The 25,394-nt window shown below is 73.0% G+C and carries 19 protein-coding genes and 2 pseudogenes; 13 read left to right on the forward strand and 8 right to left on the reverse strand.

Annotated elements, in window-relative coordinates:
* Positions 1–162 precede the first annotated feature (162 nt).
* The 6 genes from ACFY7H_RS00120 (at position 163) to ACFY7H_RS00145 (ending at position 7,749) form a co-directional block, all read left to right on the forward strand.
* A complete protein-coding gene (locus tag ACFY7H_RS00120) occupies positions 163–537 on the forward strand; it encodes a hypothetical protein (protein ID WP_388930787.1) in 375 nt (124 codons plus the stop codon).
* Between the two features lie 389 nt (positions 538–926).
* Positions 927–2,396 (forward strand): FG-GAP-like repeat-containing protein, encoded by a 1,470-nt coding sequence (locus tag ACFY7H_RS00125; protein WP_388930789.1) that lies wholly within the window; start codon positions 927–929, stop codon positions 2,394–2,396.
* Positions 2,397–2,588: 192 nt separating this feature from the next.
* The gene (locus tag ACFY7H_RS00130; RefSeq protein WP_388932204.1) at positions 2,589–3,512 is read left to right on the forward strand and encodes a D-alanyl-D-alanine carboxypeptidase family protein; all 924 of its coding nucleotides are present in this window, start codon (positions 2,589–2,591) and stop codon (positions 3,510–3,512) included.
* A gap of 388 nt (positions 3,513–3,900) precedes the next feature.
* Positions 3,901–4,524, forward strand: a complete 624-nt coding sequence (locus ACFY7H_RS00135) for an RDD family protein (RefSeq protein WP_388930791.1) — start codon at positions 3,901–3,903, stop codon at positions 4,522–4,524.
* A gap of 303 nt (positions 4,525–4,827) precedes the next feature.
* Positions 4,828–5,574 carry a hypothetical protein gene (locus ACFY7H_RS00140; RefSeq protein WP_388930794.1) on the forward strand — a complete coding sequence of 249 codons (747 nt, stop codon included), beginning with the start codon at positions 4,828–4,830 and terminating at the stop codon, positions 5,572–5,574.
* A 510-nt stretch (positions 5,575–6,084) separates the two neighbouring features.
* A complete protein-coding gene (locus tag ACFY7H_RS00145; protein WP_388930796.1) occupies positions 6,085–7,749 on the forward strand; it encodes a serine/threonine-protein kinase in 1,665 nt (554 codons plus the stop codon).
* Between the two features lie 308 nt (positions 7,750–8,057).
* On the opposite strand, the pseudogene ACFY7H_RS00150 reads toward ACFY7H_RS00145, so the two are convergent.
* Together ACFY7H_RS00150 and ACFY7H_RS00155 are read right to left on the reverse strand one after the other, a co-directional pair.
* Positions 8,058–8,804 (reverse strand): annotated as a pseudogene (locus ACFY7H_RS00150) (IclR family transcriptional regulator C-terminal domain-containing protein); the annotation flags it as partial.
* Between the two features lie 785 nt (positions 8,805–9,589).
* On the reverse strand, positions 9,590–10,120 hold the full coding sequence (locus ACFY7H_RS00155) for a sigma-70 family RNA polymerase sigma factor (RefSeq protein ID WP_388930798.1): 531 nt from the start codon (positions 10,118–10,120) through the stop codon (positions 9,590–9,592).
* A gap of 491 nt (positions 10,121–10,611) precedes the next feature.
* Here ACFY7H_RS00155 and metG point away from each other — a divergent pair, with 491 nt between their 5' ends.
* A complete protein-coding gene (gene metG, locus ACFY7H_RS00160; RefSeq protein WP_388930801.1) occupies positions 10,612–12,327 on the forward strand; it encodes a methionine--tRNA ligase in 1,716 nt (571 codons plus the stop codon).
* 160 nt (positions 12,328–12,487) lie between these two features.
* Complete coding sequence (locus ACFY7H_RS00165) at positions 12,488–13,681, forward strand: glycosyltransferase 87 family protein (RefSeq protein ID WP_388930804.1); 1,194 nt, start codon at positions 12,488–12,490, stop codon at positions 13,679–13,681.
* Positions 13,682–13,746: 65 nt separating this feature from the next.
* On the opposite strand, the gene ACFY7H_RS00170 is transcribed toward ACFY7H_RS00165, so the two are convergent.
* Both ACFY7H_RS00170 and ACFY7H_RS00175 read right to left on the reverse strand, forming a co-directional pair.
* Complete coding sequence (locus tag ACFY7H_RS00170) at positions 13,747–14,412, reverse strand: response regulator (protein ID WP_388930806.1); 666 nt, start codon at positions 14,410–14,412, stop codon at positions 13,747–13,749.
* Positions 14,400–15,701, reverse strand: a complete 1,302-nt coding sequence (locus ACFY7H_RS00175) for a sensor histidine kinase (RefSeq protein ID WP_388930809.1) — start codon at positions 15,699–15,701, stop codon at positions 14,400–14,402. Before ACFY7H_RS00175 ends, ACFY7H_RS00170 begins: the two co-directional genes overlap by 13 nt.
* Before the next feature lie 356 nt (positions 15,702–16,057).
* Here ACFY7H_RS00175 and ACFY7H_RS00180 point away from each other — a divergent pair, with 356 nt between their 5' ends.
* Together ACFY7H_RS00180 and ACFY7H_RS00185 are read left to right on the forward strand one after the other, a co-directional pair.
* The gene (locus ACFY7H_RS00180; RefSeq protein ID WP_388930812.1) at positions 16,058–16,633 is read left to right on the forward strand and encodes a hypothetical protein; all 576 of its coding nucleotides are present in this window, start codon (positions 16,058–16,060) and stop codon (positions 16,631–16,633) included.
* 135 nt (positions 16,634–16,768) lie between these two features.
* Positions 16,769–17,545 carry a hypothetical protein gene (locus ACFY7H_RS00185; protein WP_388930815.1) on the forward strand — a complete coding sequence of 259 codons (777 nt, stop codon included), beginning with the start codon at positions 16,769–16,771 and terminating at the stop codon, positions 17,543–17,545.
* A 50-nt stretch (positions 17,546–17,595) separates the two neighbouring features.
* Here the strand turns inward: ACFY7H_RS00185 and ACFY7H_RS00190 are convergent, their stop codons facing one another.
* From ACFY7H_RS00190 to ACFY7H_RS00200, 3 genes are all read right to left on the reverse strand, one after another.
* Positions 17,596–18,771 carry an MAB_1171c family putative transporter gene (locus ACFY7H_RS00190; protein WP_388930817.1) on the reverse strand — a complete coding sequence of 392 codons (1,176 nt, stop codon included), beginning with the start codon at positions 18,769–18,771 and terminating at the stop codon, positions 17,596–17,598.
* A complete protein-coding gene (locus tag ACFY7H_RS00195) occupies positions 18,768–19,325 on the reverse strand; it encodes a toxin-antitoxin system, toxin component (protein WP_388930820.1) in 558 nt (185 codons plus the stop codon). The genes ACFY7H_RS00190 and ACFY7H_RS00195 overlap by 4 nt, the downstream gene beginning before the upstream one ends.
* Positions 19,326–19,389: 64 nt before the next feature.
* Positions 19,390–20,058, reverse strand: a complete 669-nt coding sequence (locus ACFY7H_RS00200) for a helix-turn-helix domain-containing protein (RefSeq protein WP_388930823.1) — start codon at positions 20,056–20,058, stop codon at positions 19,390–19,392.
* A gap of 181 nt (positions 20,059–20,239) precedes the next feature.
* On the opposite strand from ACFY7H_RS00200, the gene ACFY7H_RS00205 reads away from it, so the two are divergent.
* From ACFY7H_RS00205 to ACFY7H_RS00215, 3 genes are all read left to right on the forward strand, one after another.
* Positions 20,240–21,265: a helix-turn-helix domain-containing protein gene (locus tag ACFY7H_RS00205; RefSeq protein WP_388930826.1), complete on the forward strand. Its 1,026-nt coding sequence runs from the start codon at positions 20,240–20,242 to the stop codon at positions 21,263–21,265.
* A gap of 238 nt (positions 21,266–21,503) precedes the next feature.
* Entirely contained in the window at positions 21,504–22,859 is a 1,356-nt protein-coding gene (locus tag ACFY7H_RS00210) for a 6-phospho-beta-glucosidase (protein ID WP_388930828.1), read from the forward strand.
* Between the two features lie 91 nt (positions 22,860–22,950).
* Positions 22,951–25,014 (forward strand): DHA2 family efflux MFS transporter permease subunit, encoded by a 2,064-nt coding sequence (locus tag ACFY7H_RS00215; protein WP_388930830.1) that lies wholly within the window; start codon positions 22,951–22,953, stop codon positions 25,012–25,014.
* Positions 25,015–25,046: 32 nt separating this feature from the next.
* Here the strand turns inward: ACFY7H_RS00215 and ACFY7H_RS00220 are convergent.
* A pseudogene (locus tag ACFY7H_RS00220) lies at positions 25,047–25,343 on the reverse strand (glycosyltransferase family 2 protein); the annotation flags it as partial.
* Positions 25,344–25,394: the final 51 nt, after the last annotated feature.

The following is a 25,394-nucleotide window of genomic DNA, read 5'->3' on the forward strand; positions in this document are numbered from 1 at the left end:
TTCCATTCCTGCCTCTGAAGGAAAACTGTGGCAATATCCCGTGCCCGTAGGGCACTGTTCACCGGTCTCGTCGGCGCGACCGCTGCCCTCGCCGGATTCGCGTCCCTTGGTGTGGCATACGCCGGCCCTCAGTCCCCCTCAGCCGTGGCGGCCGGGGGTGAGATGCCTGACGCTGTCGAGGACTTCGCCTACCCGAACGCCGCGAAGATCCAGGCCGAGCAGAAGATCCTCCTCAAGCGCGGCGACGGTCACATCACCCTCGCCGACTGCGCCGCCGGGACGCCGGACATCAAGGTCAGGTCCCGCACCGGCCAGAACTTCTTCTGCTTCGACGTCAACGCCCCCAAGGGCTACGTCACGCTAGAGCTTCCCGCGTCCTACGGTCTGTGGACGGGGGACTACCCGGTCAAGGCCACCATCACCGCCGCGGGCACCCAGACCGTCATCGACGCGCCGGCCAACGACTACAAGCCGTTCGGTGAGTCGGGTGACAGTGGTGCCAACTCCATCCTCGTTGAGCTCCGCGTCACTGGCTGACCTCCAGTCCGCGTCCGCGATTTCCTCCTATGTGCCCCACCATCGCGTACGGAATCTGTAGTTCCATAGCTGATTCAGGACGACGGGGCGGAAAGTTGACTGGGGCACTATCCCCGTAGCCAGAGCGGCACCCTTCCCACGCATGCCGCGCGGGCGTTTTGCTGCGGCCCCGGCCAAATATCGCGGGCAACTCGGTCACCGATTACCCCTCGTCGCACTCCGCGCCAGCGGCTGATCGTGCACCGCTTCCGGTCCTGTCGGCTCGTCACCGACGACCGTGACCACGCAAACCGCACACGTACTCTGAAAGACATTCCTTAATGCCTTCTAACCGTTCCCGTCAGCCGCGGATAGCGGCCGCCGCATCAGTCGCTGCTGCCACCGCGATCGTGCTCACCGCTACGCCCGCCTCCTCCCTGTCTGGCTCGCGGGTCACCGATGGAAGCCGCGCGTTCACTGCGCAGATCGTCTTCGGTGATCACCTCAAGGGCTGCTCAGGCGTCCTGGTCGACAAGAGCTACGTCCTCACCGCGGCCAGCTGCCTTTCGGCCACCAGTGCCAGACCTGCCAGTGGAAAGCTCCTGGAGAAGACCACCGTCACGGTCGGCCGTGCGGACCTGAACAACTCCGCCAGCGGGGCTGTTGTGGAGGCGACCGACGTGGTCGTCCACGCGGAGCGCAACGTCGCCCTGCTCAAGCTCGGCGCGCCGGTCGCCAACGTCACCCCGGCCGTGCTGGCCGGTCAGGCTCCCTCCGCCGGGCAGGCGCTGCTCAGTGCCGGTTTCGGGCGTACGAAGACCAGCTGGGTCCCGGGGCTGCTGAACAGTGGCCAGTTCAACGTCACCGCCACCACCGCCGACGCTGTCGTCGACCTCGAGCCCGCCGGTGACGCGGCGCTGTGCCAGGGTGACGCGGGTGGCCCGCTCACGCGGGAGAACGCGGGGCAGCAGGAGCTGGTCGCGCTGACCACTGGTTCCTGGCTCGGCTCCTGCCTCGGCGCCCCTGAGGGTGAGACCCGCCGGGGGGCTCGTGCCGTCCGCGTCGACGACCTCGGGCAGTGGATCAAGAGCAACGTCACCGTGCCGGGCCCCGACACCAGCAACCTGACCGACCACCGTGCGCTGGCCGACTTCAACGGGGACGGGAAGGCCGACCTGGCCGCCGTCGACAAGAACGGCACCCTTCAGGTCTACCGCGGCCGGGCCGAGGGCACCTTCGAGCCGACCCCGACCGCCGTCGGGACCCCGGGTGTGTGGAAGACGGTCCAGCGGGTCTTCGCCGGTGACTTCAACGGCGACGGCAAGCGCGACATCGCCGCCGTCTGGGAGAGCGACCGCATCCTGCTGCACGCCGGCAAGGGCGACGGCACCTTCGCCACCACCGTCACCCTCAGCCCGCAGAACGCCACCTGGGCCAAACTCAAGCACCTCACCCGCTACAAGCTCGACCCCACCAGCCCGAAGGACGGCGTCCTCGCGACCCGCCCGAACGGCGAGCTGTACGCCTACAAGGTCGGCAGCAACGGTCAGCTCGATTTCGGCGGCGGCAAGAAGATCTGGCCCGACGCCTCCTTCCAGAACGTCATCATCCTCGGCACCGGTGACTTCAACGGCGACGGCCGGGACGACGTCGTCGGCGTCTGGGAGAACGGCGCCCTGGTCCGCTGGACCGGCAACGCCAACGGGACCCTGGACTCCGGCGGTCTGGCCGCGGCCGGCACCTGGACGGACCTGAAGATCGTCACCGGTGACGTCGACGGCGACGGCAAGCTCGACATAGTCAGCTGGAAGGGCAACAAGATGTCCTTCCACCGCGGCCGGGGCAACGGCACCTTCGAGGGCGTGGGCGTCCAGCTCTGACCCTGCAGCCCGCCGCCGCACGCACCAGTCGGGACACCTCCCGCGGTGCGGCGGCGCCCATTCACCAGATCCCGGCGGCTTCGGCTGACGCCGACGCCGGGATCCGGGCGTTCTCCCGGACGGGGGCGCCCTCGTGGCGCCTCCGTCCGGTGTTCTTCAACATGATCAAGGACTGAAGTGATCTCCACCCTGATGCGGCGCGCCAAGGGCGCGCTCGCACTGACCATCGCCACCGGTGCCCTGCTCTCGGCCACGGCTCCCGCCCAGGCCGCGCCCGCGCCGACCCTCACCGCGGCCGGCGCGATCGTGATCAACGGCACCAACGGGGCCACGCTCATGGCCAAGGACGCCGACACCAAGCGCCCGATGGCCAGCACCACAAAGATCATGACCGCTGTGGTGGTCACTACCCTGCCGGGCCTCGACCTCGAGCAGAAGGTCACGGTCAAGCAGGAGTACCTGGACTACGTCTACCGTCAGGGGGCGAGTTCGGCGCAGCTGAAGGCGGGGGCAACGCCGACGGTCCGTCAGCTGCTGTACGGTGCCATGCTGCCGTCGGGCTCCGACGCCACGTACGCCCTCGCCGACAGCTTCGGATCGGGTACGACCATGGCGGCCCGCACGGCGGACTTCATCGCCAAGATGAACGCCAAGGCGAAGGAACTGGGCCTGACCAACACCGAGTACGACTCCTTCGACGGCATCTCGCCGACCGGCAAGAACCTCACCAGCCCGCGTGACCTGGCGAAGCTCACCCAGCACGCGATGACCATCCCCCTGTTCCAGACCCTGGTAAAGACCACCAGCTACAGCACCGGCGGCACCGCCAACGTCGCCGCCTGGAGCAACACCAACCTCCTGATCCAGCCGCGCCCGACCGGCTATGCGTACCCGGGCGCGATCGGCATCAAGACCGGCACCACCACCCCATCTGGCAAGTGCTTGGTCTTCTCCGTCACCCGCAACGGCAAGACAATCATCGGCGTCCTGCTGAACGACGAAGAGCGCTACATGGACTCCATGGCCCTCTCCGACTGGGCCCTCGGCCCAGCCGCCGGCTCCAAGAACGCCCTCCAGCGCAGCAACACCGAGCCGATCCCCGACGTCCTCGACTGACGGTGATGACGGTCGTGGTGTTGCCGGGGGACTGTAGGGCGGCAGCACTCGACACGTCAGACAGAGGCCATGGCTCCGTCAGCGGTCGCGATGCGCTTGACGTCGGCTGTGCCTCGGCGGCGCGGGCCGTCTTCCCTAGCCATGGCTGCGTTACCGCAGCCATGCCCGGCCGGGTGGCAGCTCATAGGTCCGGCCGGCAGGGACGCTCCTGACGTCTGTTTCCCCCTGGCCGAGGCTCCTTCTGTCGGCCCGGCCAGGGGATGTCAGCGTGGTCTGAAACCCTCTGGTGCAGGTGTCCCGAGGTTGGACAAGCTGCTCACTGGACGATGTGTGCTCCTTCGATCTGACCCACGTCGTCCCGGCCTAACTACAACGAAGAGATCTCACCTTGAGCTTCGGCGATCCGAACAACCCGTACGGCCAGCAGACCCCGCAGGGCCGGCCCGGTTACCCGCACCAGGCCCCACAGGGCGTGCCGCCGCAGTACGGCTACCCGCAGCAGGCTGCCCCGCAGTACGGGTACCCCCAGCAGCCCCCGCAGTACGCTCCTTACGGGGCCCACTCCGCTCACGGGATGCCGGGTGGGATGCCCGAGCTGGCCCACTGGGGGCTGCGCGTCGGGGCGGACCTGCTCGACACGCTGATCGTCCTGGGCCCGATGTACGCCCTGGGCTTCGTCGACCTCGCAACCGCCTCCGACCCGGACACGGCCGAACCCGGCGTCTTCTTCATCGTCGGCCTCGTGTACGCGGTCGCCATGGGCTTCTATCAGCTCTTCAAGGAGGGCTCCACCGGGCAGTCGATCGGCAAGAAGGTGGTCGGCATCAGCCTGCGCCGCGCGGCCGACGGCAGGACCTGCGGATTTGGCCTGGCCTTCGTCCGCAAGCTGACCCACGTCCTCGACAGCCTCCCCTGCCACATCGGCTGGCTGTGGCCGCTGTGGGACCCCAAGAAGCAGACCTTCGCCGACAAGGTGTGCGGCACCGTCGTCATCCGTGTTCCCAAGGGCTGAGGCGGCTCCTCCACCCCCTTCCATATCCATAACCCCCAGCGGCCTCCGTGACTGTAGACGTTCGTGTAACTCCCCATCACGGACGATGCGCCGATGACCAGTGAGAACGTGACAGAAGCCGAGATCCACGAGGGGTCGAGCCTCCGCCGACAAGGGGACGTAGGGCCACGGCGAGCTTGCGCGGGTACGGCTCCTCACTGGCCTTGGCCAAGGACCCTGTCCCGACCCTTTCAGTTGTAGCGATCGATTTCAGAGCGAAAGATGAGGCTTGCGGTGGCGAGCAGGGCAAGACGTCTGGCGGCATTGGGCGCAGCGGCGGGTACGGTACTGGCTCTGACGGCCTGTGAGGGCGGGGCGAGCAGGGCGGGCAACACCAAGCAGAGCACCGACGGCGAGCTGCTGTCCCGGTCCATGCAGTTGTTCAGGGATGCGCCGTCGGTACGGGTCGCGGCCAAGGCCGCGGTCGCCTTCGGGAGCGGAGTAGAGATATCCGTCGACCGCGACAAGAACTGCCGCGTCGATGCCCAGAGTGGGTTCTTCCAGGTCGCCGTCGAACGCGGCGGCCGTACGTGGATGAAGTGGAGTGACGACCACCTCCAGAAGTCCGCGACCAAACCGAACGGCAAGCGGCTGGAGAAGGAGCTGCGCGGCAAATGGCTGGAGCTCGGCCAGGAGGGCCGGATCCGCAAGAGCATGGTCGACCTGTGCGCCTTGACCCCTCTGCGCACCGTCACGGACCAACTGGTGAAACCCGGCCAGCGCGCCACCCGTGAACCCGAGACCACCGAGGATGGCATGCGCATCGTTCCCGTGCGCTGGGGCGAGGCCGGCAATTCGGTGACCGCGTACCTCGTGGCCGGCGAGGAGCCGTACCCGCACAAGATCGTTGTGGACATACCAGGGTTCGCCCTGGAGCCGGTCGACTTTTGGCTGGCCGACTACGGCGAACCGGTCAGGGTGGAGCCGCCGGCTGCCTCGCAGACCGTCCGTTCGGCGGCCATCGAGGCCTTGGCGGAGCAGGATCTCGCGCTCGGCCTGCCCAGCCGCTGAAGCTTTCGGGTTGTCGTCGGGTGGTCAGCTTTGCAAGCCGGACGGGACAACCGCTGCTGGCCGCGACAGCCACTCCTGCTTGGTGGTCTCGGCCAGGCGCAGGGTGCTTGTTGCACGAGGCGGCCGGCCGAGACAGGGTCGTGTACGTGGGCGATGAGGTTCCCAGCTTCCCGCCAGGTGCCTCCGGGGTGGGTGCGCAGATGCTGAATGGCGGTGATGCGTGCTCCAGCGTCGCACACCGGAATTTGGCTGGACCGCTGACCTGCAGCTCGGGAAGTGATCTTGTCCGCTGGGGGAACGACGGCCCCAGCGGTTCGCTGAGCCGGCAGGTCAGGCAATTCCGTCGGTTGACCACAGACGAAGAACCCCACTCCGGTGGGGTTCTTCCGCGTTTCCGGGCCGTACCCGGACCCCCCTTCCGGAAGGAAGCCCGGGTGGGCCCGCGGCGGAACGGGGCGGCCGGATCACCCCGTGCGGCATCATGGGGCCTGACCGGGTCGAGGGGGGAACGTGTCGCAGGACGAACCGCGCAACCACGTCGTGATCGCCGGGCGGTACCGCCTGGGGAAGAGGCTGGGCCGGGGCGGCATGGGGACCGTCTGGCAGGCCTCGGACGAACTCCTCGGCCGCGCGGTCGCCGTGAAGGAACTCCACGTCGGCGAGGGCAAGGAAGCCGTCGGAGCCCTGCGCGAGGCGCGCACCGTCGCACAGATCAAGCATCCGCACGTGGTGGTCGTGCACGACGTCGTCGAGGACGGCGGGCGCCCCTACATCGTCATGGAACTCGTCGAGGGCGGCTCCCTCGCCGACCGCCTCGGCTCCGCCGGACCCCTCGGCGCCGGCGAGACCGCCCGCATCGGGCTCGCCCTGCTCGGCGCGCTGAGCGCGGCGCACGACCGCGGGGTGCTCCACCGGGACGTCAAGCCCGCCAACGTCCTCATGGAGGCCGGTACCGGGCGGGTCGTGCTCACCGACTTCGGCATCGCCCGCCTCGCGGGCTCCACCACCATCAGCGAGACCGGCGCCTTCGTCGGCTCGCCCGAGTACACCTCACCCGAGCGGATGCAGGGGGCCGCCGCCGGCCCCGCGTCCGACCTGTGGTCCCTCGGCGCCCTGCTGTGCGCCGCGCTGACCGGCGAGTCGCCCTTCCACCGGGATTCGCTCGGCGGGGTCCTGCACGCCGTCGTCTACGACGAGATCCGCCCGCCCGTGCAGGCCGGGCCGCTGACCCCGCTGATCCGCGGCCTGCTGGAACGCGACCCCGAACGCCGGCTGGGGGTGACGGACGCGCAGCGGCTGCTGTCCGCGTACGTCACCACCGGCAGCCTCCCCCTCCTCGACCGCGCCCCCGGCCCGGGACGCCCGGCCGGGCCCGCCGCCCCGGCGGTGCCCCCCGCCCCGCCCGGGTACTCGCCGACCGAACGGGTCACGGCGCGGACCGGCCCCGTGCCGGAGCCCGGACCCCGCGCGGCGGGACTGCGCGCCGGGCTGGTCGCCGCGCTCGTCGTGGTGGCCGTCATCGGCGCCGTGGCCGTGACCACCCTGATCTCGGAGCGGACCGGAGACGAGGGCCGGGCCGGCGCGCAGGGCGGTCCCGCCTCCCCGGCCCCCGGCGCCACCGCCCCCTCCGTCCCCCGGCCCCCGACGGGTCAGGGCCCGACCCCGGCCACGGCGACGGCCACCGTGACCGCGCCCGCACCGGTGGCGCCCGCGCGGACGGCCTCCGGCAAGCCCGCGCCCGCCGGGTACGGCTTCGTCTCCGACCCGGAGGGCTTCGGCCTCGCCGTACCGCAGGGCTTCCAGCGCACCACTGACGACCAGCGGGTCTTCTACGTCTCCGCGGACGGCGCCATCCGGATCGGCATCAAGGTGAAGCCCGCGTCGGCGGGACCGCTCGCCGCGATGCGGCAGTCCGACGCGAACGGACCGTCCAACAACCCCGGCTACCGCGACAACTCCATCGTCCCCACCACGCACAACGGACTGCCCGCAGCCCTCTGGGAGTTCACCTGGAACGGCTTCACCGCCGCCGAGGGGCCCCGGCACACCTTCGACCTCTGCTGGGACGAGAACGGCCGGATGTACGACGTCTGGGTGTCGGCGCCCCTCGGCCGCCTCACGCAAGCCAGGGGCCACTTCGACGCGGCCCTGGATTCCTTCGTCCCGGTCGGCTAGCCGGCGAGCAGCCGGCCGGGACGCCGCCGTCAGGTGCCCAGGACCATCAGGCCGTCCGGGGGCGGGGGATTCCCGGGAGTGAGCGGGCCGAGGGTCTGCGGGAGCGCGAGGCCCCCCTCCGGCGGGGCGTCGAACAGGTACGCCGCCCCCGACGCCGAGTCACGGACCAGGTGCGGTCCGCCGTCCGACGCCGTGAAGCGGGTCAGCGGGGTCCGGAAGAGCCGCCCGAGGTGGCGCAGCGTCTCCGGCGTCGTGGCGGGGGCCGGGGCCGGGGCGCCCGCGGGGGCGTCCGGCGGGATCGCCCCGGACAGCAGCAGCGCCAGCAGCACCGGGACCGCCTTGCGGCGCAGGGCCTCGGTGGCCGAGTGCAGGCGGTGGGCGTGCGCCACCGGCAAGGACAGGGCGAGGCTCCCGGCGGCGGTGCCCGTCGCGATGGGAACCGCCGAGCAGACCACCCCGGGGGAGTACTCGCGCAGGTCGAAGACGGGGGCGCCCGGTGCCACCGCGTCCAGGGCGCTGAACAGGGCCCGGCTGTCCGTGATGGTCCGCGGGGTGAGCCGGGCCGGGCGGTGGCGGGCCACGTGGTCGGCCCGGCCGTCGTGGTCGAGCTGCGTCAGCAGGCACTTCCCGACAGCGCTGGCGTGCGCGGCGGCCCGGAAGTCCACCCACTCCCGCACCGGCGGAGTCCCCGGCCCGTCGGCCGTCTGCGTGATCCGGACCTCGCCCTCCGCGTACCGGCTGAGGTACACGGCGGCCCCCGCGCTGTCGCGGGCCAGCGCCAGGGTGCGCTGGAGCTGCCCCGCCAGGCCGGTGCCGCCCGGGGCGGCGAGCCGGTCCAGGGCCGGGCCGGGCGCGTACACCCCGGCGGCGGGGCAGTACGCGTACTCCTCCTCGCGCAGCATCGCCAGGAGCGGGCGCAGCTCCGCCGCCGCCAGGCCCGAGTCCCGGACGATCCGGGCCGCCCGCACCCCGAGCGGGTGGCGCTCCAGGACCCGTACGACGGCCAGCGCGCGCCGCGCCTGCGCCAGGGCCTCGCCGGTGTCGGCCTGGACCACCGTTTCCCGCGCGGCCGACGTCAGCGCGGGGTGACGCAGCGGGCCCGGTCCCGGGCGCGGCCGGGCGGCCGGCGGCGGGGCCGACGGCAGGAACGCGGCCAGCACGGCGGGCAGCCCCGGCCTGGGCAGCGGCACCGGGCCCAGATCGGGGTCGTCGCACTGGTCGACGTACCGCAGGACGGCCGCCTGGGCGCACAGCCGCACCTCGCGCAGCTCGCGGCGGCCGCCGGGCCGGAATCCCCGGCGCCCCAGCTCCCGCGCCCAGAGGAGGGCGTCGTGGTGCTCGCCGCGCCGGGAGTGGTCCAGGAACAGGCAGTAGGCGGCCACGGCGGTGCGCGGGCTGCCGGAGCCCGCGGCGAACTGCCACCAGAAGCGGGAGCCCTCGCGCAGCCCGGACAGGTGCAGCAGGCAGCCGAAGACCACCGCCCCCGGCAGGTCGCTGTGCCGGCTCTGTACGAAGCGCCCCAGGTCGGCGCCGGCGCGCGGGTCCCCGACCACGGCCAGACAGGCGGCCTTCAGGTCCCGGCGGGCCCGCTCCGATTCGAGCGGCAGGTCCCGGGCGGGGTCGCTCCAGCCGAAGGGCCGCCGCCGGCCGCGGGACGGCGAGGACGCGGGGACGCCGGGGACACCCGGGGCGCGGGGGACTCTTAGCAGGCGGGCCTCGGCCGCGCCCAGGTCGTAGTGCGGGTACCGGTCGCGCACGCCCGCGCGGGCCAGGAACTCCGCCAGGGGGCGCGGGGCCGCCGCCGCACGGCCGTCGCCGGAGCCGGGATCCTCGCCGGGCCTCATGATTCGGCGGACGCGTCGAGCAGCCGCGCGAGGCGCCGGTGGGCCTGGCCGAGCTGCGAGCGGACGGTGGCCTCGTCGACGCCCATCACGGCGGCGGCCTCGCCGGGGCTGCACTGGAGCCCGTAGCGCAGGAGCACGGCGTCCCGCTGGCGCTCGGCGAGGCGGGAGACCGCCGAGTAGAAGCGGATGGTGTCGGCCAGCACCTCGTACTGGTCGGCGTGCGCCTCCTTGAGGGCCGCCTCGAAGGCGCTGGTGTCCATCGGCTCGGGGCCGCGCAGGCGGGGGTCGCGGCGCTGCTGCCAGTCGACGATCCGCTGCTTGAGCACGGTCCAGGCGTAGGCGTCGAGCCGGTCCATGTGGAGCATGCGCAGCCACTGGCTCATGATCGAGTCGAAGGTGGCGTCCACCGCGTCCTCGGCGGCCGCGTCGGAGCCCAGCTGGAGGTACGCGAAGCGCATGTACGCGGGCCGCCGGTTCGCGTGGAACGCCCAGTACGACAGGCGCGCGGTCGGCCCCCACTGACTCATGGGCGTGGGCTGCCGCCGTCGGCTGGGCAGTCCCACGGCCCCACCGGACTCCTCCGGTCCGCCATCGTTCACCGTTCCCCACCTCATCCCCTTTGCGGGGTCCATGAGAGCAGCGCCTACGCCCCCCGAGGGGGCGGAGGAGCAACATGAGGGGATTAGGTCCGGTGCTGATCGCTTCTTGACTGATGCCGATCATGCGAGGAAGCGGAGAGGCCGAACGCATATGCCCGGCCCGCGCCGGGCCCCGCGCCGGGGCGCGGGAGCCGGCCGGGTCCGGAGCGCGGACGCCGGTCGGGGCGGCGGCGGGCCCGCTGTAGCATGGGCCCGACGCGAGGGCCGTGACGGAGAGGTCACAGTCCTCGCTTTTGCGTTGCGTCCCGACCCCGGAGCCCCGGGAAAAGCCGACGCGTGGCCTTTGGGCGGTTCGATACGATGAACCGCGCGTTGTCACGCGTAGATCCGTACAAATGAAACGAATGGAGCATCCGAGGATGGCTCGACACCTGATCACCAGCGCGCTTCCCTACATCAACGGGATCAAGCACCTGGGCAACATGGTCGGGTCGATGCTTCCGGCGGATGTGTACTCCCGGTACCTCCGCCAGCGCGGCCACGACGTCCTGTACATCTGCGCCACCGACGAGCACGGCACCCCCGCCGAACTCGCCGCCAAGGAGGCCGGGATCTCGGTCGCCGAGTTCTGCGCGCAGGCGCACGACGCGCAGAAGGCGGTCTACGACGGCTTCGAGCTGTCCTTCGACTACTTCGGCCGCAGCTCCTCGCAGCAGAACGCCGAGATCACCCAGCACTTCGCGCGGCAGCTCCAGGCCAACGGCTTCATCGAGGAGCGCGCGATCCGGCAGGTGTACTCGCCCGCCGACGGCCGCTTCCTGCCGGACCGCTACGTCGAGGGCACCTGCCCGCACTGCGGCTACGACAAGGCGCGCGGCGACCAGTGCGAGAACTGCACCCGCGTGCTCGACCCCACCGACCTCATCGAGCCCCGCTCGGCCATCTCCGGCTCCACGGAGCTCGAGGTCCGCGAGACCAAGCACCTCTTCCTCCTCCAGTCCAAGCTCCAGCACGAGGTCGAGGCCTGGGTCGCGCGGCACGAGGACGAGTGGCCGCAGCTGGCCTCCTCCATCGCCCGCAAGTGGCTGACCGAGGGCCTGCACGACCGCGCCATCACCCGCGACCTCGACTGGGGCGTCCCGGTCCCGGCCGACACCTGGCCCGAGCTGGCCGCCGAGGGCAAGGTCTTCTACGTCTGGTTCGACGCGCCGATCGAGTACATCGCCTCCACCAAGGAGTGGGCCGACGCCGACCCGGCCGGCCGCGACTACAAGTCCTGGTGGTACGAGGCCGAGGACGTCCGCTACACCCAGTTCATGGCCAAGGACAACGTCCCGTTCCACACGGTGATGTTCCCCGCCACCGAACTCGGCACCCGCGAGCCGTGGAAGATGGTCGACTACGTCAAGGCCTTCAACTGGCTGACGTACTACGGCGGCAAGTTCTCCACCTCGCAGAAGCGCGGCGTCTTCACCGACCAGGCGCTGGAGATCCTGCCCGCCGACTTCTGGCGCTACTTCCTCATCGCGAACGCCCCCGAGTCCGACGACTCGTCCTTCACGTGGGAGCACTTCGCCGCCACGGTCAACAAGGACCTCGGCGGCACCCTCGGCAACTTCGTCAACCGGGTCCTCACCTTCTCCCGGAAGAAGTTCGGCGACGAGGTCCCCGCGGGCAGCCCGGCCGGCGAGGCGGAGGCGAAGCTCGGCGAGCAGATCGCCGAGCTGCTGGCCGAGTACGAGGGCCACATGGAGACCCTCCAGTACCGCAAGGCCGCGGCCGCGCTGCGCGCCCTGTGGTCGGCCGGCAACGCGTACCTGGACGAGAAGGCCCCGTGGCTGGAGGTCAAGACCGACCTCGACGCCGCCGCGCTCACCCTGCGCACCGCGATGAACCTCATCCACCTGTACTCGGTGGTCTCCGAGCCGTTCATCCCGGCGTCGGCCCGCGCCATGCGCACCTCCTTCGAGCTGGCCGGCGACACCGCGACCTGGGTGACCCCGGAGCAGGCCAGGGCGCTGGACGCGGTCCCGGCCGGGACGCCGTTCACCGTGCCGCCGGTGCTCTTCGCGCGGATCACCGAGGAGGACCTGGAGTCCTACCGCGAGCGCTTCGGCGGCAACCCGGAGGCCTGAGCGCCCCCGTGACCGCCCGAAGGGGCGCGGCCCGCCCGGGCCGCGCCCCTTCGGCGTACCCGGCGGGCACCGCCGGCAGGGGAAGGTAGGCAAAACCCCACCACGAGGACTCCGCCTGGGCGTGCGGACCCGGAGGGGGCCGCGCGGCTGGAATGGGTCCATGATCCCTTCCCCCACCGCCCGGTGGACCGCCGGCTGGCTGCTCGCGGCCGCCTGGGCGCTGTCCTTCCCGCTGTTCTCCGCGCTGGCCCCGCACCGGCTGTGGGGCTGGTGCGCGGCCGCCGGATACCTCGCCGCCGCGGCCGCCACCGCCCTGGGCCGGCGCCGCGCCGCGCTCGCCGCCGCGCTGCTGGGAGCGGTGGCCGTGCCGCTGCTGTACCTGGTGCTCACCGGACAGGGGCAGTCCGAGGTCGGCGTCATCGAACGGTCCGGGCGGCGCCTCCTCGAGACCGGAAGGTTTTACGCGAACCGGCCCGCCGGGGTCGAGGAGTACACCCCGTACCTCCCCGGGACGGCACTCCTCGGCATCCCGCGCGCCCTGCTCGGCGGCGGCTCCGGCGAGGACGGGAGCTGGGTGGTACGGCTGCTGGGCGACGCCCGGCTCTGGTGCGCCGCCGCGCTCTTCGGCGGGATGCGGGCAGGCCGCCGCCTCCTGGGCACCGCCCCCTCCCCACTGCTCCCGCTGCTGGTGGCTTCGCCGGTCGTGGCACTCCCGCTGGCGGTGAGCGGGGTGGACCTGCCGCTGGCGGGGCTGTGCTGCCTGGCCCTCGCGGCGGCCGCGTCGGGCCGCCCGACGGCCGCCGGGGCGGCCCTGGCCGCGGCGTGCGCCCTCAAGTGGACGGCGCTGCCCGCCGTGGCGGTGGTCCTGGCCCTCCTCGCGGCCCGCCGGGGCGGGCGGGCGGCGGGGCGGTGCGCGCTGGTGACGCTGCTGGGCACGGCCGCCCTGGTGGTGCCGAGCCTGCTGCTCCAGCCGGCGGAGCTGTGGCGGCAGGTGTTCGCCTTCCCGACCGGGCGTGCCGAGGTGGCGACCCCGGCGAGCAGCCCCCTGCCGGGCCACCTGCTGGCGGAAGCCGGGCCGTGGGGCTGGTACCTGGCGGCAGGCCTGCTGGTGCTGGGCGGGCTGGGGGTGGCGCTGTCGCTGCTGGTGCGCCCGCCGCGCACCGTGGTGGCAGCGGCCGACCGGCTCGCTCTCGGGCTGACCCTGGCGTTCCTGTTGGCTCCGGCGAGCCGCTTCGGCTACCTGGCGCTGCCGCTGCTGCTGGTGGCCTGGGCGCGGTCGGCGGCCCCCGCGGGCCCGGCCGCCTCCCGTGTCGTGGCGCGCTCCGGGGCCCGGCGGACGGCTCCGGCCCGCTGACGGGGGAGGCGCCGGGCGGCGGGACCACCGGGGAGCAGGCGAACGCGGGGAGGGCCGGGACGTGGTCAGCCGGCGGCGCCTCCCGGGGCGCGCAGGTGGGCCAGGACGGCCAGGACGCGGCGGTTGCCCTCCGTCGGGTCCAGGTCCAGCTTCGTGAAGATGTTGCCGGCGTGCTTGACGACGGAGGCCTCGGTGATGAAGAGGCGCGCCGCCAGCGCCTGGTTGTTGAGCCCCTCCGCCATCAGCGCCAGCACTTCCCGCTCGCGCGGGGTGAGGCGGGCCAGCGGCTCGTTCGCCGGCCTCGGCGCGAGCAGGACGCGGACCACCTCGGGGTCGATGACCGTCTGGCCCTCGTGGACCCGCCGGAGCGCGTCGAGGAACTCGGTCACCTCCCCGACCCGGTCCTTGAGCAGGTAGCCCAGCCCGGCCGCCGATCCGCCGGTGAAGAGCTGGGTCGCGTAGGCCGTGGCCACGTACTGCGAGAGCACCAGGACCGGCAGGGACGGGTCCGCGGCGCGCAGTTCCAGCGCGGCGCGCAGCCCCTCGTCGCGCAGCCCGGGCGGCATCCGCACGTCCGTGACGACCACGTCGGGCCGCTCGGCCGCCACCGCCCGCAGCAGGGCGGGGGCGTCGCCGACCGAGGCGAGGACCCGGTGGCCGCCCAGGGCGAGCAGTTCCGCCAGCCCCGCTCGCAGCAGGACGGAGTCCTCGGCCAGGATCACCCGGAGCACGGGACCTCCATCCTCAGTTCGGTCGGTCCGCCCACCGGACTGGACACCGTCAGCCTGCCCCGCAACATCGCCACCCTGTCCGCCAGCCCCGCCAGGCCCGCCCCCGCGCCGGGATCGGCCCCGCCGCGGCCGTCGTCGGTGACGGTGAGGGTGAGCCGGCCGCCCTCGACCCTACCGGCGACGCCGATCCGCGAGGCGCCGCTGTGCTTGGCCGCGTTGGCGAGGGCCTCGGCGACGGTGAAGTACGCGGTCACCTCGACCGGTTCGGGCAGCCGGGGCAGCTCCAGGTCCACCGTCACCGGCACGGGATGGCGCAGCGCCACCTCCGCGACCGCCGCCGCCAGCCCGTGGTCGGTGAGCACCTGCGGATGGATCCCCCGTACCAGGTCCCTCAGTTGCGCCAGGGCCCGCTTGGCCTCCTCGCGGCCCCGGCCCACGAGCGCCGCCGCCTCCGCGGCCTCCGGGTGTTCGCGCAGCCGCAGTTCGGCGAGGCCGAGCGTCATGCTGAGGGCCACCAGCTGCTGCTGGGCCCCGTCGTGCAGGTCCCGCTCGATGCGCCGCCGTTCGGCCTCGAAGGCCTCGACCAGCCGCACCCGCGAGCGGGTCAGCTCCAGCACCCGGTCGTCCTCCTCGCGCGGCCCGAGCAGCAGCCGGGCGCACTTGACCTGCGCCCCGGCGATCAGCGCGCCCGCGTACGCGGCCAGCACCAGCCCGGCCACCCCGACGGCCGTCCCGCCCAGCGCCTCCAGCGGGCCCGCCACCGCCTCGCCGGGTATCAGCATCACCGGCTCCGGGGCGAGGGCCCACACGATGACGGGGGCCGCCACGAGCATGAGCGAGAACGCCACGAGCGAGAGCACCCCGAAGCCGGCCGCCCCGAAGACCAGCCCGAACAGGGCGGCGTACCCGAACTCCCGCCAGGTGGCGCGCTCGCGCAGCCGCGTCCGCAGCCAGGCGGCGGGGCCGGCCCCGGCGAGCGAGGTGTGCGGGTCCGCCACCGGCTCCGGCTCCACCCACCGCAGCCGGTGCCGCTCCAGCTCCCCGAGCGGCACCGCACCCGCCAGGGCGGCGACCAGCAGCACCAGCCCGATCCCGGCCACCGCCAGCAGCACCCCGAGCCCGACGAGCAGCACCAGGGCGAGCAGCACCCCGTACCCGAGCGGAGCCCCGCTGCCCAGGTACGCCCAGCACCGCCAGGGCCACCCCGAGCAGAGGAACCGCCCGGGCCGCCGCATGACGCGCCACGCGGTGACGGGCGGGGCGGGGCAGGAGGGCGCGGCGGTGGACATGCGGCAAGCCTAGGCGAGCCCCGGCCCCCGCCCCTCACGGGCCGTCACGGGCCCGCCCCTGCCACCGCTTTGCGCGCCGCCGGGTCCGCCGGTCCGCCGGGGCAGCCCACCCGGCCCGGCCGGTACGCGACGCCCCGCGCGTGCCCCGCCCCGGCAGGTCGGGGCGCGGCCGCGGGCGGGGGCTCCGCGCGGGGACCACGCGGGGGTTCCGGGCGGGGTTTCGGGCGGGGTTCCGGGCGGGGCGAAGTGAGGTCCCGGGCGGGGATCTTGACCTGTCCGGCGCGTGTCCGAACCCCCGCCGTGATCGTTTCTTCAGCCGTAACCCTCATATCGGCTGCCGGATCGGGAGGACCGCGGTGACGGCTTGGCAGTACTTCGCCGGGGCGGGGCTGGTGGCCGCGCTCTGCCCGCTGCACGGCCACGTGGCGGTCGCGGGCGACGGCAACGGCCACGGCGCGCGGGTCGACGTGTGCGTGCCGGGCGGGCCGCCCAAGCCGCCCAAGGTGCGGCCGCCCGCCGTGCCGCCGCCGCCCGTGGCGCGGCCCGGGAGCCCGTCGCCGGTGCCGCCGGCCGTACGGGTGACGGTGCCCGGAGCCGTCCGGCCCACGGTGCGCCACCCCGGCCACGCGCCGGGGCTGCCGGGGGCGCCCGAGCCCGGGGCGGCGGCGCCGGGCGGGCCGGCGCAGCCGCCGGGGGCCGCGCCGGCCGCGGACGCGGAGCCGGAGCCCGCCCCGGCCGATGCCTCCGCCCCGCCCGCCGCCGGCGCCGCCGCCGGGCAGACGCGGAGGTTCCACGTGCGCCCGTACCACTCCGTCGCCCTGGAGCGGCGCGGCCCGGACGGACTGAGCACCATGATGCTGATGGTCGTCGTGACCACCCCGGCCGTGCTGGCCGCCGCCGCGCTGCGTCCCCGCTCCAAGGGCCGGAGCTGATGCCCGCGGCTCCGAGCACCCGCGTCCCGCCCACGGACGCCCCCGCGTCCGCGCGTTCATGCGCCCGCGCATCCGCGTACCACGCACCGCGCATCCGCGCACCGCATCCACTGACCCACGAACGGGAGATCCCTCGTGTCCGAATGGCTGGTCCTGGCCATCGCCATGGCGCTCGTCTGCGCCCTCGTCCTCACCATCACCGTGGTCCGGCACCGCCGGGTCGCGGACGACGAGGACACCAGCGAAACCCCCGACGTCATCGAGTACATGACGATGATGGTCGGCGTGGTCTACGCGATCGTCCTGGGCCTGGCCATCGCCGGTGTCTGGGAGGCGCGCGGCGCGGCCGAGGACAGCGTGCGCCGCGAGGCCCAGTCGCTGTACGAGGTCACCCAGCGGGCCGACGTCTACCCCGCGCCCGTCCGCGACCGGATCCGCGGCGAGGTGGACGCGTACGTCTCCCACACCGTCAGCGTCGACTGGCCGCGCCTGGTCTCCGGCCGGGACGCCTCCGCCGAGGGCGCACAGCTGCTCGGCAAGCTGCGTACCGACGTCACCCACCAGAGCCCCGCCAATGAACTCCAGGCCCAGGCCTACCAGCCGCTCCTCGACCACATCGCCGCCGCCGACGACGCCCGGCACTCCCGGACCCAGAGCGACGAGTCCACCCTGCCGGGCGTGGTCTGGTTCGGGCTGGTGGTCGGCGGCATCGTCACGATCGGGCTGATCTTCACCCTGCAGATCCGGCGTTCGGGGCGCGAGCTGCTGCTGGCCGGACTGTTCAGCGCGCTGATCGTGTTCCTGCTGTTCATGGTGTGGAGCTTCGACGCCCCGTACGGGCGCGACGGCACCGACTCGGCCGAGCCCTTCCAGGAGCTGTTCCCCGCCCAGTCGGTGACTGCCTCCCGCTGAACCGGCGACGGCGCCGGCGGGGGCTGGTCCGGGCCGGCGCCGTCGCCGGTTCAGCCCCCCGCCGGGGCCGCCTGCCGCCGCACGGCGGCCACCAGCGGCGAGTGCCGCAGGGCGTGCGAGATCCGTACGAGGTCGCGCGGCCCGTCGGCCAGGAGCGGCACCCGCTCCTCGTCACCGTTCCCGCCCCCCTCCGGGTCGGCGGCGCTGGCCCGTACGGCCGCCACCACCATCGCCGCGTCGGCGACGGCGCGGGCCGTCTCCTCGTCCGCCCCGGCCGACCGGGCCCGCTCGTAGGCGGTGTCGCGGTGGCGCCGGTCGAAGGAGGGGCCGAGCCGCAGGAATCCGTCGTGGATGTCGGACTCCCGCTGGATCACCCGGATCGCGGCCGGGGACCACCAGGACATCCGTACGCAGGGCGTGCCGCGGGGTGCGGTGCTGTGCACCTCGTGCCACAGGGCGCCGAGGTTCCGGTAGGTGCTCCAGGTGCGCCAGCTGTCCGACACGCGCTGGTACACCAGCGGCAGGACGAAGCCCACCGAGCTGACGAGGGCGGCGAAGGCGGCCAGCGGCGGGGCGAGGTAGGTGCTCAGGTCGTCCAGGTCGTGGCCCAGCCAGCGGGCGGCGACGGCGGAGATCTTGGCCGCGTCGTAGGCGAGGCTGATGGTGTACCCCGCGACGATGATCACCAGGCCGGCCCGGAGCCAGCCGCTGACCCGCAGGGACCAGCGCCAGCACATCGACACCATCATCAGCACGGCGGCGTTGTGCGCCAGCAGGTAGGCGGCGATCATCAGCCGGATGTAGGGGGTGTTCGCGTAGTAGGTGTCGAAGTCGCGCAGCCGCTCGACCGGGGCCTCACCGAGGGCAAAGAGGACGATGATGGCCACCACGACCACGGCGTAGCCGGCGATCCAGCGCTGGGAGGTGCGCCGGATCTCCTGCCTCGGGCCGCCGCGCCAGTTGAAGACCAGGACGAGGCAGGAGGCGCTGAAGGCGGTCATCAGGCAGTAGACGAGGGGGGCCGAGAAATTGGGGACGCCGGTCCAGCGGTTGACGGCCGCGATGGTGGGCGGGGCGGCGAAGGTGAACACCGCGCCGCCGAGGAGGAGCAGGACGAAGACGGACCGCAGGAGCGGATCGCGGCCGTTGGTGCGCAGCGCCGGAAGCTTGCACACGAGGGCCACCGCCATCGCGGCCGCCGGGATGTAGTAGTCCGGTCCGCTCAACGGTCGTTCCTGTGCCCCCGGTAGCCGAGAGAGGTCTCGATCCGGCCCGCCAGCTCGTCGCGGTGGGCCGGCGGCCGGTGGCCCGCCGACCCGGCCAGCCAGGTGCGGCACCGGCTGCCCAGCAGCAGCCCGAAGCTCTCCGCCTCGGTCTCCTCCCGGACGTCGGCCCGGGTGCGGGCGGCGACGCTGCGGACCGTCTCGCCGAGGTCGGCGCCGTCGGTCAGCAGCCGGGCGGCGACGGCGGCCCCGTCGACGTGGTGGCTGCAGTGGCCGGCCTTCATGTGCCACAGCTCGTGGCCCAGGATCACCAGCTGGTGGTCGGGTGCCGTGCGCTCCTCGATGACCACCAGGTCGCGGTCCGCCATGTCGAGCCACAGGCCGCTGGCGGTCCCCTGCGGGAACGCGGCCATCCGGAACTCCACCGGGCGGCCGCGGTGCCTGCTCATGCCCTCGCAGAGGGCGGCGTAGAGGTCCACCGGCTCCACGGGGGCGGCCAGCTTGATGCCGGACACCAGCTCCGCGCACAACCGCCGCTGCGCTCTGCCTATGCTCACCGTTCTCCCCGTCGGCGCGGATCCGGATCAGGACTCAAGGATCAGATCCAGACTTTCGACTGGGTCATGATTCGTTCGGTTTGACGCTTTCGAGAAGCATGTCCAGCCATTCGGTCACCTTGTCCCGGTGCTTGTCGCTGGGCAGTTGTGCGGCGCGCCAGGCGATGCCCCGCACACCGTGGTTCTGCAGGAGTCTTGCCAGCGGATCGCCGGTCGAAGCCGCCTCGGCCGGTACGGTCTGCCGCTCGCGCCCCGCGAAGTCCTGGAGCAGCTGCTGCTCGGTGCGCTGGAGGGCGTCCGTGAGGGCGTCGGCGTCATGGGCGGTGAGGAAGCCCGCGTGTACGCCGAAGAACCGCTGGATGGCGTCGCAGTGCTCCATCGTGGGCCGCCGGTCGCCGTTGATCAGGGCGCCCGCCTGCTGCCGGGACATCCCGGCGCCGTCGGCGATCTCCTGCTGCGTGTAGCGGCGGCCGTTGGGTTTGACCCGGGTCCGCCGGAGCAGGTCCAGGCGCTGGAGGAAACGCGCCTGCAGGTCGGGTTCGCCGGCCCGCCGGCCGTCCAGCAGGGTCCTGATCACATCAGTGGGAACCCCCGACGCCTCCGAGAGTCTGCGGAGGTCGAAGACCTGGTTCGGGTCGCGGCCCATTTTGTTCGCCAGTTCGGCGACCCGCGTGACGGTCGCTGCCAGGGGCGCGTTGGCCACCGCGACGGGAGCCGGGAAGCCGTCTGTCACCAGTGGTTCTCCTAGATCGCGCGAGGTCAGTGGGCACGTGTCGGCCTCAGGGAATCTATCCGGTTTGTTTTGGGAGAGCCAGAACTTGCCACAGCTGTGGCGGGAATGAGCTGTCGCTCGGCTGGAATTGCCACAATAGTTGACACTCGAATGAAGTCGGTAGCAGGATCGCCACACGGAAATGAAGATCCAGACCGTTGAGGAGGGGGAGCTCTCGGTGCCACATCTCGCAGCGGTGGGCCCGTCTGATGGCCTCGTCCGAGCCGGTGAGGAGCGCCTGGCGGGCGAGGAACCCGCCCGCGGCGCAGTGCGGTCGGAGCGGCGCAAGGAGATTTTGCGCCAGCGCCGCGAAGAACTGGGCCTGAGCCAGGAGGACGTCGCGTCGCGGCTGCACATCAGCGTGCGCGCGTACGGAAACTGGGAACGCGGGCTCGTCAAAGAATGGACGGACCGCAAACTCCTCGCCCTGGCCGAGGCCTTGGAGATGAGCGAGCGGCAGTGCTTCTGGCTGTTCAGGGTCATGGTCGACCGCGATCCGCCGCCCACCTGGCGTGCGGCCGAGGAGAACCGGCTGCCCCAGGACCCGGCCCAGCGCGACTACCTCGTGGACTACGCGGCCCTCATGGAGGCCGTGCCCTACCCGAGCTTCCTGGTGGACCACCGGTGGGACGTCGCCCTCACCAATTCGGCCTTCGACCGGCTGTTCCAGTCGGTCCGCCCCCATCCGACGGCCCTGCCGGACGACAACTTCCTGCGCTTCGTGCTCTTCCATCCGGATGCCGCGGCCGTGCTGGAGGACCACGAACCGGCCTGGTGCGTACCGCTGCTGGCCCAGTTCGCGACCGCCCTGGCCGGGGCTCCGGACGACGAGGGGCTGCGGAGCATCCGTCAGGAGGTGGCCCGTGACCCGTTCATGGAGGCCGCCTACCGGTACGGGGTCCCGCACTGGCTGACCACCCACGGGGAGGGCGCCGCCGAACAGGACGGCGCGGTGCGGACGGTGCGCCATCCGGACCCGGGCTGGGGCCTGGTGCGGTGCCGGATGGTGGCGGAAACCAGCCGAATGCTGGGGGGAATGGGCCTGACCCGGATCACCCTGGTGCTCTCGGCCCCGCAGGGCCTGCCGGCCGGTCCGGTGCGCGGCGGAGCCGGCTCCCCGCAGCAGCAGGGCGCGCGTCTGCGGGCCGTGCCGCCGCTGGGGGAGTGACAGCGCGGGGGAGACTGGCCCCCTGAAGCGCGTGCCACGGCCCGTGCCATGGCGGGGTCGGCGGCACCGAGCCGTACCGACCGCCTGGTTCGGTCCGTGCGGTGCCACGATCCGCGACACCGCGCGGATGCCACGGATCGTGGCATTCCGGCGGTGCCGCCGGAATCGTGGCTCCGCCCGTGCCCGGGAATCCCCGGGCCGTGGCCGCGGCCACGACGGCGGAAGGGCGGAACAGGGCATGCGGTTGACCATCCTCGGCGGGGGCGGATTCCGCGTCCCGCTCGTCTACGGGGCACTGCTGGGCGACCACGCCGAGGGCCGGGTGTCCCATGTGACCCTCTACGACGAGGACCCCGCCCGGCTCGCCGCCATGGCCCGGGTCCTCGCGGACCAGGCCGCGGCCGCCGCCGTGGCGGACGCCCCGGCCGTCACCGCCACCGGCGACCTGGACGAGGCCCTGCGCGGAGCCGACTTCGTCTTCTCCGCCATCCGCGTCGGCGGCCTGGAGGGGCGCGCGGCGGACGAGCGGATCGCGCTGGCCGAGGGAGTGCTGGGCCAGGAGACGGTCGGCGCGGGCGGTATCGCGTACGGCCTGCGGACGGTGCCCGTGGCCCGCGAGATCGCGCGCAGGATCGCCCGTACCGCCCCCGGAGCCTGGGTCATCAACTTCACCAACCCCGCCGGAGTGGTCACCGAGGCCATGGCCGCGGAACTCGGCGACCGGGTCATCGGCATCTGCGACTCGCCCGTCGGCCTCGGCCGCCGGATCGCCCGGCTGCTCGGCGCCCGTCCCGGCGAGGCCTGGATCGACTACGTGGGCCTCAACCACCTGGGCTGGGTCCGCGGCCTGCGGATCGGCGGGCGCGACGAGCTGCCCCGGCTGCTGGCCGACACGCGGGCGCTGGAGTCCTTCGAGGAGGGACGGCTCTTCGGCGCCGACTGGCTGCGCTCGCTCGGCGCGATCCCGAACGAGTACCTGCACTACTACTACTTCAACCGTGACACGGTACGGGCCTACCAGGAGGCGAAGCAGACGCGCGGCGCCTTCCTGCGCGACCAGCAGCGCGGTTTCTACGCCGAGGCCGGCCGGCCGGGACAGCCCGCCGGGGCGGCGCTGGCCGCCTGGGACCGCACCCGGGCCGAGCGCGAGGCCACGTACATGTCGGAGAACCGCGAGGTGGCGGGCGTCGGGGAGCGCGAGGAGAGCGACCTGGAGTCCGGCGGCTACGAGAAGGTCGCCCTCGCGCTGATGCGGGCCATCGCCCGGGACGAGCGGGCCACCCTCATCCTCAACGTGCGCAACGGCGCCACCCTCTCCGTACTCGACGCGGACGCGGTCATCGAGGTGCCGTGCCTGGTCGACGCGAACGGCGCCCACCCGGTCTCCGTGGCGCCGCTGCCGCTGCACGCGGTGGGGCTGGTCACCTCGGTGAAGGCGGCGGAGCGGGCGGTGCTGGCCGCCGCTTCGAGCGGCTCGCGGGCGGACGCCGTGAAGGCCTTCGCGCTGCACCCCCTGGTGGACTCGGTGGCGGTGGCCCGGCGGCTGCTGGACGGGTACGCGGCGGAGCACCCGGGCCTGGCCTACCTGCGCTGACCCCCTTCCCCGGCGCGCGGCCGCGGGGTTCTCACCCGTACGGCGGCTTGCGGGAGGCGGTGCGGTGGGGGGTGCTGTGAGAGTGCGAGATGTGACCAGTGCCCCCGCCGTCCCCGCGCCGCCGCCCGTGCTCGACCGGCGGCGGCGCAACGTCGTCTTCGGCACGATCACGCTGGGCGTGCTGCTGGCCGCCCTCGACCAGACGATCGTGGGCACGGCCCTTCCCACCATCGTGGCGGACCTCGGCGGCGCGGCCCACATGGCCTGGGTGGTGACCGCGTACCTGCTCGCGGAAACCGTCGCGACGGTCCTGGTGGGCAAGTTCGGCGACCTCTTCGGCCGGAAGCTCATCTTCCAGATCTCCGCCGTCATCTTCATCACCGGCTCCTTCCTGTGCGGCCTCGCCGGCGACATGACCCTGCTCATCCTGTGGCGGGGCCTCCAGGGCATCGGCGCCGGCGGCCTGATGGTCACCTCCATGGCCCTGATCGCCGACGTGGTCCCCCTGCGCGAACGGGGCAAGTACCAGGGCGCCATCGGTGCCGTCTTCGGAGTCGCCACCGTCATCGGACCCCTGCTGGGCGGCCTGTTCACCGACCACCTGAGCTGGCGCTGGGCCTTCTACGTCAACGTCCCGATCGCCGTGCTCGTCGTCGTGGCGGCCGCCCGCACCATCCCCTCGGTCCGCGCCGCCGGCCGGCCCGCCATCGACTACCCGGGCATCACCCTGGTCGCCGCCGGTTCGAGCGCGCTGATCCTGGCCACCAGCTGGGGCGGCAACGAGCACGCCTGGAGCTCACCGGTGATCACCGGGCTCTTCGCGGGCGGCGCGCTGGCCCTCGCCCTGTTCTGCGTGGCCGAGACCCGGGCGGCCGAACCGATGCTGCCCATGCGGCTCTTCCGCAACCCCGTCTTCACGGTGTGCTCGGTCCTCAGCTTCGTCGTCGGCTTCGCCATGCTCGGGGCGATGACCTTCCTGCCGACCTACCTCCAGTACGTGGACGGCGACTCGGCCACCCTGTCCGGCGTACGGACCCTGCCGCTGGTCATCGGCCTGCTGATCGCGTCGGTCTTCAGCGGCAACGCCACCAGCCGGACCGGCCGATACCGCATCTACCCGATCGCCGGCTGCGCGGTGATGGGCACGGGCCTGTACCTGCTGTCGCTGATGGGACCCGGCACCGGCGGGTGGCTGGAGTCGGCGTACATGTTCGTCCTCGGCACCGGCATCGGGCTGTGCATGCAGGTGCTGACCATCGCGGTGCAGAACACCGTGGACTACGCCGACCTCGGCACGGCGACCTCCGGCGTCACCTTCTTCCGTACGCTCGGCAGCTCCTTCGGCACCGCCGTCTTCGGGACGATCTACGCCAACCGCCTGGAGCCCGAACTGCAGGCCGGGGTCGCCGAGGCCGCCCTCGCCACCGGCGCCGATCCGGCCGCCATCGCCGCCGCCGCGCAGAGCCCGCAGGGCGTCCACGGACTGCCCCCGGCCGGGGCGGGCCCGGTCATCGACGCGTACGCCGACGCCCTGCACACGGTCTTCCTGTGGACGGTTCCGGTGGCGGCCGTCGGCTTCGTCGTCGCGCTCTTCCTCAAGCAGGTCCGGCTGCGCGACAGCGCCCGGGCGGGCTCCACGGACATCGGCGACGGCTTCGCGTCCCCGGCCACGGCCTCGGGGGACTCGGCCAAACTGCTGGAACTGGCGGTGGGCAAGCTCGTACGGGACATGGGGCCCGACACGGCGCGCGCGATCGTCCACGCCTCCGACACACGGCTGGACATGGCGGGGGCATGGGCGGTGATGCAGGTGGACCTGATGACCCGGACCGTGGGGCACGCCGGCCTGGGCCTCATCGCGTCGCGGCTGTCACTGCCGCCGGAGGTGCTGCTGCCGGTCTTCGACCGGATGGTGGAGGAGGGATTCCTGACCCGGCAGAACGGCTTCTTCGCCCATACGCGGGCGGGCGAACGGGAGGCGGCGGTGATCTCGCGGGCCTGGGCGGACTGGCTGGGCGACCGGCTGGAACAGGACCGTGGCCGGCCGCGCAGCGAGGAGTTGCGGGCGGCGGCCGACGCCATCGCCAAGCGGCTGCTGGCGGAGGACCTGCGCGAGGGCGGCTTCGCACCCCGGCAGGGGGCGCGGGGGGTCTGAGGAGCCCTGGGGCTGCGGAGGGCCAGGACGCCCCGGGGCCGTCCGGCGGTGCTTCCCGGGCGGCCGGCGAAACCTTCGAACCAGGCCCGCAGGCCCGTCGGGGAACGCGTACGGGCCACCGTCAAGGCCACCCGCGCACCGAGGTAGACGGGGACGAGCGGTGCGGGCAGGTGCCGCTGGGCCAGCCAGACCCGGTTGCGGGCCGTCATCCGGTAGTACGCGGCGTGCCGGGCCGGGGAGGTCTTGGGGTGCTGAAGGACCAGCAGGGGCTCGTACAGGACGTCCCAGCCCCGGTCGATGGCACGCCAGGCCAGGTCGGTCTCCTCGTGTTTGCCTGCCTCGGGGCACTTCACGTGCTGCGTGACGTGGGATGTCACGTC

It is taken from the genome of Streptomyces sp. NPDC012794 (assembly GCF_042901085.1).
Taxonomy (GTDB): Bacteria; Actinomycetota; Actinomycetes; order Streptomycetales; family Streptomycetaceae; genus Streptomyces.